The following is a 13,442-nucleotide window of genomic DNA, read 5'->3' on the forward strand; positions in this document are numbered from 1 at the left end:
TACGGGAGCCGACTGACAACGCCCCCGGGCGCCGTTTACGCGGTCCGGCGCAGTGCCAGGAGCGTCGCGTCGTCCGTGCGGTGCGGGCCGTCCAAGTGGGCGACGAGCCGTTCGACGTAGCCCTGGAGACCGGCATGGCCGAGGCCCGGGGCGGCCTCCCGGAAGCAGTATTCCGCCGCCTGGAGGAATCGGCGCGTGTCCGACTCCGGGTCGGCCGGACGGCGCTCGGTCAGACCGTCGGAGTACATGAGCACGATGTCGTCGGTCTCCAGCGGCGTCTCCGTGGCGCTGTAGACCGTGTTCGGCATGACGCCCAGCGTGAGGCCGGGGCCCCCGGCGGGCGCCGGGAGTTGGGACGCGCGGCCGTCGCGCAGGAGAACCGGGCGCGGATGCCCGGCACAGGTCCACCGCAGCAGGCTGAGATCCGGGTGGTAGCGGGCGATGATCGCGGTGGCCGTGGACTCCCTGTCGTCGGCGCAGGCCACCTCGTTGAGCCACTGGGTCAACAGCTCGACGGGCTGAGAGGTGTACGCGAGGCCCGCGAGCGCGTACCGGAGCTTGGCCATCAGGGTGACCGCCGCCAGGCCGTGGCCGCGGGCGTCGCCCAGCGCGACCAGGAGGCGGCCGTCGGGCAGGCCGCGGGCCTTGTACCAGTCGCCGCCGACCCCGGCCCCGGGTGCGTCGGGGCGGTAGACGGCCGCCGCCTCCAGCCCGAAGTTCTCCAGTTCGTCCTGGAAATGGGGGAGCACCGCGTCGCGCAGGACGTCGGCGACCTCCGCGACGGCCTCGGCACGCTCGTGCTCACGGCGCGCGTCGCGTTCGGCGCGCCGTGCCGCCTCGCGCCGCCACCGGTCCGTGGTGACGTCGATGAGGACGGCCCGCAGCGCCCACACCAGGCCGCCGGGGACGATGCGCACGGGCTCGGCGACCATCCGGAACACCCGCTCGCCGCCCCGGAAGCGCAGCTCGCAGTCGGTGGTGCGCTTTCGCAGGATGACGTCGTACAGCGCCTGGTACAGCGTGGACCGGCTGTCCGGTGTGACGGCCGTGGCCAGCTCGCACAGGCTGGGCTCGGGCGCGTCGTCGGCGAGGCCGAGGATCTGACGGAAGCCGCGGGAGGGCTGGACGCCGTCGTCGGCGAGGTTCCACTCCACCCAGCACGTGCGTACGAGCTGCTGGGCCGCGGCGGCCATACGGAGCCGGCCGCCCGGTTCCCAGGTCAGCAGGAAGTGGTCGCCACAAGGTGCGACGCGCACCTCGGCGCTGATCCGCACCGGCCCGGTACGGGTCCGCACCAGCCACTCCACCGTGTCGCTCTGCTGCGGCGCGCGCTGGTGGTACGCGTCGGCCAGCATCCCCGGAATGGCCGTGGAGGCCAGCGAAGGGATGCGTTCGAACAGCGGCACCGGCCCCGTCCACGGCGGCACGGCGTCATCGGGGAACCGGGAGGCCGCGTACTCACGGGCCGTGGCGTTGCGGGCGAGTAGGACGATGTCTTGGACCTCGCCGTCCGCACCGACCACGGGGGCCAGGAGCAGGGCCGCCATCGGGAGGGCGTCGAGCACGTCCTGGCAGGTGGGCGGGACCGCGAACGGGACGGCCGGGGGTGCGGGATTGGGCAGGCCGGGCCCGTAGCGCTCGGTGTACGCGGTGACGCGGCGCCGCTGCGCGTCCAGCAGGGCCCGGATCGCCCGCAGTTCCAGACGTGCGCGCGGGCCCTCCGCCGGAGGGGGAACGTCCACGGGCATGTCGTGCCTCTCGGTGCGGGTGTACGGGCGGCGCCGGAACAGCATCGGGGCGGGTGGGCGGGGGTGCCAGTCGGGATAGGCCGGTGGTGGCGGCGGCGGTGCGTTGCGGTGGAGCGGGGCCCGTCGCCCGGCCCGGGATCCGCACCCGCGACCGCCCCCCGGCCCCGCATCCCGCGACCGCCCCGCTCAGGCCGCCGCGGCCGGCAGCCGGCTGTCCACCGAGTCCAGGAACAGCACGACGGTGAGCAGCGCGCCGCTGGTGGCCGGGCAGATCGCGTACCGCGTCATCTGCTCGTCCAGCTCGGACAGCAGGCGGCGGCCCTCGGGCATCCCCGCGCCGCCGGCGGCCAGGACCGTGGCGGCGTCCTCCTGGACCATCCGCAGCGCCAGCGGCCCCTTGTCGCGTACCACCCGCTCGTCGTCCATCGCCGCCATCAGGGTCAGCAGCGCGTCGAGCTGCGCGGTGTCCTCGGTGACACCCCGCGTGCGGGCCTCGCGCACGGCGGAGAGCGCGGCCTCGGTGGCGGTGAGGCCGTCCCATGTGGTCCGGCCCGACAGCAAGGGGCGGCTGTCTCGGACGTCCTCGGACGGTGCGACCTGCTCGTCGAGGGCGACGGCCCGCGTACAGGCGTCCCGGGTGCCGGCGGCGCCGCGCGTCCACGCGGCCGTCAGCAGGCACAGCGCGCGGGCTGCCGCGTCGAAGCCGTGCAGGGACGCGGTGTGCGGCACCTGGTCCTGGGCGGCGCGGCACGCGTCGGAGAGCCTGCCGATGTCCGTCCCGGCCGCGGCGGCCGCGCGCAGCGGGCCGTGGAGCCGCACCCCGACGTCGACGAGTGACGAGAACACCGAGTTGGCGGGCGTCTGCGCGGTACGGCAGTCGGGCAGTCCCGGCTTGGGCGTCAGGAACACCTCGCGGGTGAAGGCCGCGACGGCGAGGTCCGCGAGGCCGTCTGCGTCGATCCGGGGCAGGTGCTGGGAGGGCATGCGTATCGCTTCCACTGGGCGGGGCGGGCGGACAGGCCCGGCGGCGCGGCCGGGCTACCGCTTCATGCCCGCTGCCGGAGGGGCAAACCGGGACGAAAGGCCCTCCGGTGCGGGCCCTCCGCCCCCACCCCGCACCGTCAGCCGGTCGCCGCCTCCCCAGCCGAGTCCAGGTAGGCCCGCCAGCCGCCGTGCTCCGTGATGTCGGTGCCCCCGGCCGCGGAGTCCGGGTCGCACTGGAACCCGAGGACCCAGCTCCCCTCCGCCAGTTCGACTCGGCCGAGGGACATGGGCGCGGGGAGCGCGGCGAGGAAGCGCCCGAGGGCGGCGGGGGAGAGGGTCCACCGCTCACCGCCGATGGGTGCGCCGCCCCCGGGGCCGACCCGGACGAGGCCCGGCTTGGGCGGCGTGGTCCCGAGCGCCGTGAGCCGGTAGGCGGCCGTGGTGGTCACCTCACCGGCGTACCGGGCACCGGAATCGGTGAGCTGGTGGTTGAGCGGCTGCCCGGACAGATGGGCACCGAACACCGCGAGGTCCACGCCGCACCCCGGCAGGGGCTCCGGTGCCTGCTCACCGGTGAGCAGGGCGGCGATGTCCAGGGCCGGCTGGTCCTCGAAGGCGCGGGTGACGACGCTGACGCCGAACGGGCTGCCGTCGGCCTCCCCGGCCGGGACGGCGACCGCCGCCATGTCCAGCAGGTTCACGAAGTTCGTGTAGGTGCCCAGCCGCGAGTTGACGGCCACCGGGTCGGCGAGCACCTCGGCGATGTCGGGGTGCCCGGTGGTTGTGGGCAGCAGCAGCGCGTCGTAGCCGGAGAGAGCCCGGCGCGCCATCGCCCGATACCGGTCCAGGCGCTCCTGGTCGGCGGACAGGGCGTGGGCCGGCAGACCGGCGGCGCCGAGAATGATCCCGGCGACCGTGGGGTCCGCCGCCGACGGATCGCCGGCGATGAACTCGCCGACGGCCGCGTAGCGTTCGGCGACCAGCGCCCCGTCGTAGAGCAGCCGGGCCGCCAGCAGCAGCGGTGACACGTCGACGACTGCGGTCGTGGCGCCGGCGGCCTCCACCTGTTTGACGGCCGCCGCGAACGCGGCGCGCCCACCGTCCGACAGCGGGGCGAGGTCCTCCTCGCGGGGCACGGCGATCCGGGGCCGGGACGGGGCCGCCAGACGGACGTCGTCCGGCCAGGCGCGGCTGCGGGGATCGCCGTCGTCCGGGCCCGTCATGACGCCGACGGCCCGCTGGGCCCCGGTGAGCGTCCGGGCGAACACCGTGACCGCGTCGTAGGAGCGGGCGGCGGGGACCACCCCGGTAGTGGGCACCAGGCCCAGGGTCGGCTTGATACCGACGATGCCGTTGAGGGCGGCGGGGACGCGTCCGGAGCCCGCCGTGTCGGTGCCGAGCGCGATGTCCGCGATCCCGAGGGCCACGGCGACCGCCGAACCGGAACTGGAGCCGCCGGAGATCTTTTCGGGGCGCAGGGCGTTGCGCACGGGTCCGTAGGGGCTGCGGGTCCCGACCAGGCCGGTGGCGAACTGGTCCAGATTGGTCTTGCCCAGCACGACCGCGCCCGCGTCCAGCAGCCGCCGTACGGCAGGCGCGTCCGCCTCCGGGGTGTACGCGAAGGCCGGACAGGCGGCCGTGGTGGGCAGCCCGGCGACATCGATGTTGTCCTTCACCGCGACCAGGACGCCCGCCAGGGGCAGCGGCTCCCCTGCGGCCAGCCGGGCGTCCAGGGCGGTGGCCTCCGCCAGGACGTCCGCCTCCGGGCGCAGGGTGATCCACACCTCAGGGCGGTCGGCCCCGGCGATGCGGCGGTAGGCGGCGGTGACGCGTGCGACGCAGCTCTGGGTCACGCTGCTTCCTCTCGTGCGACGACGGCCAGCGGGGTGCCGGCGTCGATCTGCTGTCCGGGGGTGACGAGGACGTCGGTGACGACGCCGTGGGCGGGAGCGCGCACGACGACCTCCATCTTCATGGCTTCCAGGACCAGAAGGGCCTGACCCGCCTCGACCCGGGTGCCCGGCCCCGCCTCGACCTTCCATACGGTGGAGCTCAGCGGCGCCTCGACCAGCCCCGAGCCCGGCGGCAGGGCGAGCGCGGCGACGGACTCGGCGGCCTGCTCCGGTTCGGCGCGCGGGGCGAACTCGCCCGCCGCCTCCCACGCCAGGCGCTCCGTCTCGAAGGCGGCGGACTGGCGGGTACGGAAGGCGGCGATGTCCTCCGCGTTCTCCCGCAGGAACGCCTCGTGCTCCGCGAGCGAGAAGACACCCGGGCGGATGTCCAGGGCGGTCCGCCCGGAGGCGAGATCGGCCCGGATGTCCAGGAGTTCGGCCGCTTCGACCGGGTGCCAGATGATCCGGTCGAAGAACCGCAGCAGCCACGGCGTGCCGTCGGCGAAGGAGCGGGGCGGGCGCAGACCGCCCCACACGGGGACCGTCCGGCCGATGAGCTGGTAGCCGCCTGGGCTCTCCATCCCGTAGACGCACAGGTACGAGCCGCCGATGCCCACCCCGGCCTCCGCCGTCCAGGTGCGCGCCGGGTTGTACTTGGTGGTCACCAGGCGGTGGCGCGGATCCAGCGGGGTGGCGGCCGGAGCGCCGAGATAGACGTCGCCGAGGCCGAGGACGAGATAGCGCGCGTCGAAGACGGTACGGCGTACGTCCTCGACGCTGCCCAGCCCGTTGATGCGGCGGATGAACTCGATGTTGGACGGGTTCCAGGGCGCGTCGCCGCGCACCGACGCGACGTAGCGGTCGATGGCCTCGTCGACGGTCGGGTCGTCCCAGGACAGCGGCAGGTGCACCTCCCGGCTCGGCACGCGCAGTTCGGCGGTGGCCGGCAGCTGCTCCTCGGCCTCCCGGAGAAGACCGAGCAGGGTGCGCAGCGGCAGCATGTCCGGGTCGGTGTGCAGATGCAGCGACCGTACGCCCGGAGTGGCGTCGACCAGTCCCCGTGGCGCCAGGGCCCGTATGTGTTCGGCGAGGGCGTGGACGCGCATCCGCAGGCCCAGGTCGAGGGTCATGGGGCCGTACTCGACGAGGATGTTGTCGTCGGCGCCCCGACGGTACGTGACCTCCGGGGCCGTGCCGGTTGCGGGGCGGCGGCCGAGCATGCCGTCGTCGCCGTCCGGGCCGCCGGGCGCCGGCAGCGTGAGGAGCGCGGGGGTACGGCGCAGGGCATCGGCGGTCCGCTCCGTGACGGGGACGAACTGCACGGTGTCGCCCGGCCGCAGCTGACCGGTCTTCCAGCGTTCGCCGCGCACGACGGTGACCGGGCAGGCGAACCCTCCCAGGCTCGGCCCGTCGGGGCCGAGGATGGCCGGGGTGTCGCCGGTGAGGTTGACCGCGCCGACGGAGTACGCGGTGTCGTGCACGTTGGACGGATGCAGTCCCGCCTCGCCGCCGTCCGGCCGGGCCCACTCGGGACGGGGACCGACGAGACGCACACCAGTGCGCGCCGACTGGGCGGAGACCTTCCAGTGCGTCCCGTACACCGTCGCGATGCCGTCACGGGTGAGGAAGTCCGGTGCGGCGTGCGGGCCTTCGCTGACCGCGATACGCCAGTGGGCCGTGAAGTGCGGACGCGAGCCGCCGGGAACCGGGGCGGGCGGCAGGGCGTCCGGCGCGGGGGCGGCCGGCCGCAGCACGTCACCGGTGCGCAGGGCGCGGCCGGCGTGGCCGCCGAAGGCCCCGAGGGCGAAGGTGGCCGCGCTGCCCAGGTAGGCGGGGACGTCGAGACCGCCTCGGACCAAAACGTAGGTGCGCATCCCGGGGCCCTGGGCGGTACCGACGTCCAGCAGTTGCCCGGCGGCGATTTCGAGCGGCTCCCACAGGGCGGCGGGGCATCCGTCGACGGTGACCGCGGCCGGGGCGCCGGTGACGCAGACGACGGCCGGCGAGGAGAAGCGCAGCGCGGGCCCCTCCAGCGTGCATTCGAGACCGGGAGCACCCTCCGGGTTGCCGACGGCCGTGTTGCCGAGGCGGAAGGAGAGGTCGTCCATCGGGCCGCCCGGCGGGATGCCCACCTCCCAGTAGCCGGTGCGCCCCGGCCAGTCCTGCACCGTGGTCTGGGCGCCGCCGCGCTCCACGTCGACGCGCGGTCGGGGGTCGCGCAGCCCGGCCAGGGTGGCCGTGGTGTGCCGGGCGTCGAGCACCACCGGCTCGCGGCAGGCGGCGCGCAGCAGCCCGAGGTTGGTCTCCACCCCGTCCACCACCGTCCCGTCCAGCGCCTCGGCCAGCCGCGCGAACGCCTCCGCCCGGGTGTCACCGGTCGCGACGACCTTGGCGAGCATCGGGTCGTACGCGGAGGAGACGTGCTGCCCGGTCTCCGCCCAGCCGTCCACGCGTACGCCCTCCGGGAAGCCGACGCGGGTCAGCAGACCGGAGCTGGGCCGGTGGTCCCGGGCCGGGTCCTCGGCGTAGATCCGCGCCTCGACCGCGTGGCCCCGGGCGTGCGGCTCCGCCAGGAAGCCGCTCTCGCCGCGCGCCAGGCGCAGCATCCAGGCGACCAGGTCGATGCCGTGGGCCTCCTCGGTCACCGGATGTTCCACCTGGAGGCGGGTGTTGACCTCCAGGAAGTACGCCTCCTCGCGCACCGGGTCGTACACGAACTCGACGGTGCCGGCCGAGCGGTAGTCCACCGAGGCGCACAACTCCCGGGCGGCGGTGTGGAGTCCGGCGCGCACATGCGGGGGCAGGTCCGGTGCCGGGGCCTCCTCCAGCACCTTCTGGTTGCGCCGCTGGAGCGAGCAGTCGCGGTCGCCGAGCACCACGACGGACCCGGCGCCGTCCCCGAAGACCTGCACCTCGACGTGGCGGGCGCGCTCCACGTACCGCTCCAGGAAGACCCCGCCGTCGGCGAAGCTGCCCCGGGCCAGCCGCGACACCCCGGCGAACGCGTCCCGCAGCTCCGCGGGCCCGGCGCACGCCCGCATGCCGATGCCGCCTCCGCCGCCGGTCGCCTTGAGCATCACCGGATAGCCGGTCCGCTCCGCCGCGCGCAGGGCCTCCTCCTCGTCGGCGAGGAGCCCGCTGCCGGGCAGCAGGGGCACGCCCGCCGCGAGCGCCGCGTCCCGTGCGGTGTGCTTGGCGCCGAAGACCTCCAGCTGGGCGGGCGTGGGGCCGACGAATGCGAGGCCCGCCTTCTCCACGGCGGCGGCGAACTCCGCGTTCTCGGACAGGAAGCCGTACCCGGGGTGGATCGCGCCGGCCCCGGTGGCGAGGGCGGCCTCCAGGACCGCGTCGGCGCGCAAATAGCTCTCGGCCGCGGGTGCGGGGCCGAGGCGCACGGCCTCGTCGGCCATCCGGACGTGCGGGGCGGTGCGGTCGGCATCGGAGTACACGGCCACCGTGCGCAGGCCGAGGGCCTCGGCGCTGCGGATGACACGGCAGGCGATCTCTCCGCGGTTGGCGATGAGCAGGGTGTCGAACATGGCGGCAACTCCTCGGTAAGGCACCGGGGTTCAGGCGGTACGCGGCTGGGCGGGCAGCACGTGGTCGCCGACGCCGTCGGTGCTCAGGCAGAGCGAGCAGACCAGCGCGTCGTGCGTGGCGCAGGCGGCGAGGTCGGGGCGCTCGTACGGCTGGTGGCAGACGTGGCAGTCGAGGGTCGCCGCGCTCGGGTTCCCGTCCGCGTCGAGCATCGGCTCGTCCAGGCCGTCGTCGGTGCGGCGCAGGTAGTACCGGCCCCTGGTGACGACCGCGACGAGAGGGGTCAGGACGAAGGCGAGGACCGCGGCGGCGACGGGGGAGTACGGCTGGAGGGTGTCGCCCAGGGCGTGGAAGTACATCGCGATCGACAGCCCGGACGCGGCGGTGAAGGCGACGACGCCGACGGGGTTGACCGCGTACAGCATGCCCCGGCGGAACTCCGGACGGAGCGGCGAGATCCGCAGCAGGTACTTGTTGACGCCGATGTCGGTGGCGACGGTGACGATCCAGGCGATGGCGCAGTTGGAGTAGAAGCCGAGGATGTCGTTGAGGAAGCTGAACATGTCGGCCTCCATCAGCGCGAGCGCGAAGCCGAGGTTGACCAGGACGAAGACCAGCCGGCCGGGGTAGTGCTTCGTGACCCTGGTGAAGGAGTTGGTCCAGGCGAGCGAGCCGGAGTACGCGTTGGTCACGTTGATCTTGATCTGGCTGATCACCACCAGGACCACGGCCAGCGGCACGACCAGCCAGGACGGCAGCATCGCGTCGAAGGCGCCCCGGAACTGCCGGATCGGCTCGGGCGCGGCAGCCGGTCCGACCTCGGCGATCACGTACACCGCGAGGAACACACCGATGGCCTGCTTGAGCGCGCCCAGCACCACCCATCCGGGACCGGCCATGACCACGGCGGTCCACCAGGTGCGCCGGTTGGCCTCGGTCTTCGGCGGCATGAAGCGCAGGTAGTCGATCTGCTCGCCGATCTGCGCGATGAGGGAGAGGCAGACACCGGCGCCCAGCAGCACGGACGCGGTGTCCAGGCCGCCCTTGCCGTCGGTTCCGGCGTACGAGAGGAACCGGTCGACCGTGCCGGGGTCGGTGGCGACCAGATAGACGAGCGGGCCGACCATCAGCAGCAGCCAGATCGGGGTCGTCCACACCTGGAGCTTGCTGAGCGCCGACATGCCGTAGATCACCAGCGGGATGACCATCAGCGTCGAGACCAGATAGCCGAGCCAGAGCGGCAGCCCGAGGCCGAGTTCGAGGCCCTGGGCCATGATCGAGCCTTCGAGGGCGAAGAAGATGAAGGTGAAGCTGGCGAAGATCACGCTGGTCAGGACCGAGCCGTAGTAGCCGAAGCCGGAGCCGCGGGTGATCAGGTCGAGGTCCAGGTTGTACCGGGCGCCGTAGTACGCCAGCGGGAAGCCGGTGGCGAAGATGACGACGGCCGCCACCGCGATCGCGACCAGCGCGTTTCCGGTGCCGTGGGCGAGGCCGATGCCGGCGCCGATGGAGAAGTCGGCCATGTAGGCGATGCCGCCGAGGGCGGTGGTGGCCACGACCGCGGGGGTCCAGCGGCGGTAACTCCGGGGCGCGAAGCGGAGGGTGTAGTCCTCCAGGGTCTCGCGCGTCGCCCGGCTCTTGGAGGCGGTCGGTGGTGTGGAGGTCGCGCGTGACTCGGTCGTACTCATGGGCAAGCCCTTCGGGGAGGCGGTGATCGGAGGGAAGGCCGTGCTGAGGACGGGCGGGGCGGGAACCGCCGGCTGCGGGGGATGTCAGAGGCGGTCGGCGTGCAGGGCCATCTGCGTCATGGCGCGCTGGGCCCGTTCGAGGACGACGGCCATGGAGTCGCCGACGTGGGCGTGCAGGGCGCGGTGGGCGTCGTCGAGGCGTCCGTCGCGGACGGACTCCATGATCTCGATGTGCTCGGTGATGGTCGTCTCCACCCGGTCCCGGGTGAGGAAGTCGTACATCCGCACTCGGCGGATGCGCTCGCTGACGGCGACCAGGGCATCCGTCAGGGCGGGGTTCCCGGAGGCGCGGGACAGCTCCGCGTGGAAGCGCTCGTCCTGGACGACGAAGCGGGGGTCGGGGTCCGAGGGCTGCTCGCGCATGGCGTACCAGCGTTCCAACTCGGTCTTCAGCACGGCCGGTTCGTGCCGGACGGACGGGTCGTCGATCGCCCGGGCGATGCCTCGCAGTTCCAGGGTGACCCGCAACTCGTACAGGTCGCGCAGCTGGGTCAGGTTGGGGATCGTGACGAAGAAGCCGCCGTCGCCGCGTTCGATCAGGCCGTCCGCGAGGAGACGCGCCAGGGCTTCGCGCACCGGGGTCCGGGACACGCCGAACCGTGCGGCGAGCCGCATCTCGGCCAGCCGCTCGCGCGGCCCGAAGTCACCGTCGAGCACGGCCGCGCGCAGCCGCCCGTAGACCATGTCGCGCAGCGGGAGCGCGGGTGCCGAGCTGGTGTCCCGCTCTGTGTCCGGGGGCGTATACAGCGTCGAATCCAGCGTGGAATCCATGTGCGGAGACGCTAGGAACCGCTTGTTTCACCGAAGGCCGCGATGCGGTGAACGACTCGTTTCCGGCAACTCACCCCCGCTCCGCACATGGTGAAGCGCCCCGCGCGCGGGCGCGGAGCGCTTCACCGACAGGGCCCGCGCGGTCAGCCGGTGGCGCAGGAGACCGTCGGCCAGGTCCAGGAGCCGTTGGTCTGGATGGTCACGCCCCAGTTGTTGCCGCTGCCGTTGGGCTTCGCGGTCAGCACCTGGGCGCTCGGGTAGGTGGCGCTGACGTTCCAGGTGGTGAGGACCTTCTCGGGTGCGGGGACGCGCATGGTGACGGTCCAGTCGCTGCCGCCGGTCACGGAGACGTTGAGGTTGTAGCGGTCGCCCCACTGCTGCCCGGCGGAGAGGGTCGCCGTACAGCCGCCGGTGTTCCCGCCCCCGCCGCTGTTGCCGTCGGGCGCGACCGCCCGCCCGGTCTGCGGCGAGATCATGCCCGAGCACAGGCCGTGGGAGGCGAGCGACTGGGCGATGCGGGGGATGGCGGCCAGTGTGTTGGCCGGCCACTCGTGCATCAGGATGACCTGGCCGTTGGAGAGCCGCGATACGGCCTGCACGATCGCGTCGGTGCTCGCACCGTTCCAGTCCTGCGAGTCGACGTCCCAGATCACCTCTGTGAGGCCGTACTTGGCCTCGACCGCCTTGAGCGTCGCGTTGGTCTCCCCGTACGGCGGCCGGAACAGCTTCGGAGTGCCGCCGCCGGCGGCCGCGACGGCCTGCTGGGTGCGGGAGATCTCCGAGTCCATCTGAGCCTGGCTCTGCTGGGTGAGGTGGGGGTGGGTGTAGCTGTGGTTGCCGACCCACATGCCCGCGTCGACCTGGGCCTTCACCTGCGCCGGGTAGGACGTGGCGAACTGGCCCTCGTTGAACATCGTGGCCCGCAGGCCGTTCTGCTTGAGGGCGTTGAGCAGGGCGGGGGTGTGGTCGTTGGACGGGCCGTCGTCGAAGGTCAGGCCCACGTAGCCGTTGCAGGTGGCCGCCTGTGCCGGGGCGGCGGCGGTGGCGGTCAGGCCCAGGGAACTGGCAGCGGTGAGCACGAGGCCGGTGGCCAGGACGGCGGGTCGGCGGCGGGGACGGAGACGCATGGAAGTCCTCCCGGTGAGGGGTGCTCCGGCCACGCCGGGGGCGGCCGGTCCTGAGCACGGAGTGTTTGGTGGCCCTCCCGGGCTGTCAATGCTTTCGGCAGATCTTTCGAAAGCGTCGGACCGGTGGGGTGGTTGCCATGGGGGATTACGTTGCACGTCAGGGGAGTGTGGTGCGGGGCATAGGCCGCAGATCCTTCGACTCGGGGCCGGTGATGCGTGCCGGAGAACGGACCTCCGTCGAAACTTTCGACTGCGCCGAGCGGGTCGCCCGGCTAGGGTAGTGGTCGCCGTATTGACAGTGGGCAGTCAAGTTCGGTGTGATGAATGGGAGCGCTCCCATTCATGAACTGCCCTACGGTTCCCCGCCCGAGGAGGCGCACATGCCCATACCCGTCCCGCGATTGCCACGCAGAGCCTGGACCGCCGCCGGAGCCGTGTGCGCGCTGGCCCTCTCGCTGCTCGTCGCGGTGCCCGCCAGCGGTTCGGCCGCCGCGTCCGGCTGCCAGGTCGACTACACCGTCAACGAGTGGAGCGGCGGCTACACCGCCGAACTGCGGGTCACCAACGAGGGCCCGGCGCTCAGCGACTGGCGGCTGACATGGACGTACGAAGGCGACCAGCACGTCACCTCCGCGTGGAACGCGACCGCGACGCAGGCCGGCCACGCCGTGACCGCCGTCAACACCGCCTGGAACGGCGCTCTGGCGACCGGCGGCACCGTCGGCTTCGGGGTCCAGGGGACCTCCGGGTCGGGTGGTCCGGCACCCACCGACTTCGCCCTCAACGGGGTCTCCTGCGGCGGTGACGACACCGCGCCCCCGACCACCCCGCCTCCCACGACGCCGCCCCCGACCACCCCGCCGTCCGAGGACTGCGGCGACGCCGTCGTCTGCGACGACTTCGAGAACCAGGCCGGCTCCGCGCCCGCCGGGAACTGGAAGTTCACCGCGCCCGACTGCCAGGGCACCGGAACGGCCGCCGTCGACACGGAGATCGCGCACAGCGGCACGCGGTCGCTGCGGCTGGACGGGAGGGCCGGCTACTGCAACCACGCCTTCGTGGCCTCCACCGCCGACCTCTCCGCGGTCGGTCCCGTGCTGTACGTGCGCATGTGGGTGCGGCACACCACGGCGCTGCCGGCCGCGCACGTCGCGTTCGTGTCCATGCCCGACAGCTCCCAGGGCGGCAAGGCGCTGCGCATCGGCGGGCAGAACGGCGCGTTGCAGTGGAACCGCGAGAGTGACGACGCGACGCTCCCGGCGCAGAGCCCGACCGGCGTGGGCCTGAGCCGGCCGCTGCCGACGGGCACCTGGCAGTGCCTGCGGTTCGCGGTCGACACCACGGCCCCGGGGCTCGATACCTGGCTCGGCGACGAGCAGGTGCCCGGACTCCACGCCGATGGTGTGCCGACGAGGGACATCGACGACCAGTGGCTGTCCCGGACCACTCCACCGCGCCCCACGTCCCTGCGGCTGGGCTGGGAGAGCTACGGAGTCGGCGACGACACCCTGTGGTTCGACGACGTGGCCGTCGGCTCCTCGCCGGTCGGCTGCTGAGGGGCGGCCGCACCGGGATCCACGGACCGGCGCGGGCGCAGGGAAGGCCCGCGCCGGTCGATCAACCTTCAAGAAAGCG

At 73.5% G+C, this 13,442-nt stretch carries 8 protein-coding genes; 1 reads left to right on the forward strand and 7 read right to left on the reverse strand.

All coding sequences use genetic code 11. From position 1 onward, the window contains the following. Nucleotides 1-35: 35 nt before the first annotated feature. From BLW14_RS28335 to BLW14_RS28365, 7 genes are all read right to left on the reverse strand, one after another. Nucleotides 36-1,748: a PP2C family protein-serine/threonine phosphatase gene (locus BLW14_RS28335; protein WP_256332898.1), complete on the reverse strand. Its 1,713-nt coding sequence runs from the start codon at nucleotides 1,746-1,748 to the stop codon at nucleotides 36-38. Nucleotides 1,749-1,934: 186 nt separating this feature from the next. After that, nucleotides 1,935-2,732, reverse strand: coding sequence for a triphosphoribosyl-dephospho-CoA synthase (locus tag BLW14_RS28340; RefSeq protein WP_093709962.1), 798 nt, complete (start codon nucleotides 2,730-2,732; stop codon nucleotides 1,935-1,937). A 137-nt stretch (nucleotides 2,733-2,869) separates the two neighbouring features. Continuing rightward, nucleotides 2,870-4,585, reverse strand: a complete 1,716-nt coding sequence (gene atzF, locus BLW14_RS28345) for an allophanate hydrolase (protein WP_093709963.1) — start codon at nucleotides 4,583-4,585, stop codon at nucleotides 2,870-2,872. Continuing rightward, on the reverse strand, nucleotides 4,582-8,163 hold the full coding sequence (gene uca / locus BLW14_RS28350; RefSeq protein WP_093709964.1) for an urea carboxylase: 3,582 nt from the start codon (nucleotides 8,161-8,163) through the stop codon (nucleotides 4,582-4,584). Before uca ends, atzF begins: the two co-directional genes overlap by 4 nt. Nucleotides 8,164-8,193: 30 nt before the next feature. Continuing rightward, complete coding sequence (locus BLW14_RS28355; protein WP_093709965.1) at nucleotides 8,194-9,849, reverse strand: purine-cytosine permease family protein; 1,656 nt, start codon at nucleotides 9,847-9,849, stop codon at nucleotides 8,194-8,196. 84 nt (nucleotides 9,850-9,933) lie between these two features. Continuing rightward, complete coding sequence (locus BLW14_RS28360; protein ID WP_093709966.1) at nucleotides 9,934-10,680, reverse strand: GntR family transcriptional regulator; 747 nt, start codon at nucleotides 10,678-10,680, stop codon at nucleotides 9,934-9,936. Between the two features lie 143 nt (nucleotides 10,681-10,823). Further along, nucleotides 10,824-11,807, reverse strand: a complete 984-nt coding sequence (locus BLW14_RS28365) for a polysaccharide deacetylase family protein (protein ID WP_093709967.1) — start codon at nucleotides 11,805-11,807, stop codon at nucleotides 10,824-10,826. A 380-nt stretch (nucleotides 11,808-12,187) separates the two neighbouring features. Between BLW14_RS28365 and BLW14_RS28370 the strand changes: the two genes are divergently transcribed. Beyond that, nucleotides 12,188-13,363, forward strand: coding sequence for a cellulose-binding domain-containing protein (locus tag BLW14_RS28370; RefSeq protein WP_177154126.1), 1,176 nt, complete (start codon nucleotides 12,188-12,190; stop codon nucleotides 13,361-13,363). The last annotated feature ends 79 nt before the right edge of the window (nucleotides 13,364-13,442 follow it).

This window comes from Streptomyces sp. 2131.1 (genome assembly GCF_900105515.1).
In the GTDB taxonomy this organism is placed as follows: Bacteria; Actinomycetota; Actinomycetes; order Streptomycetales; family Streptomycetaceae; genus Streptomyces; species Streptomyces drozdowiczii.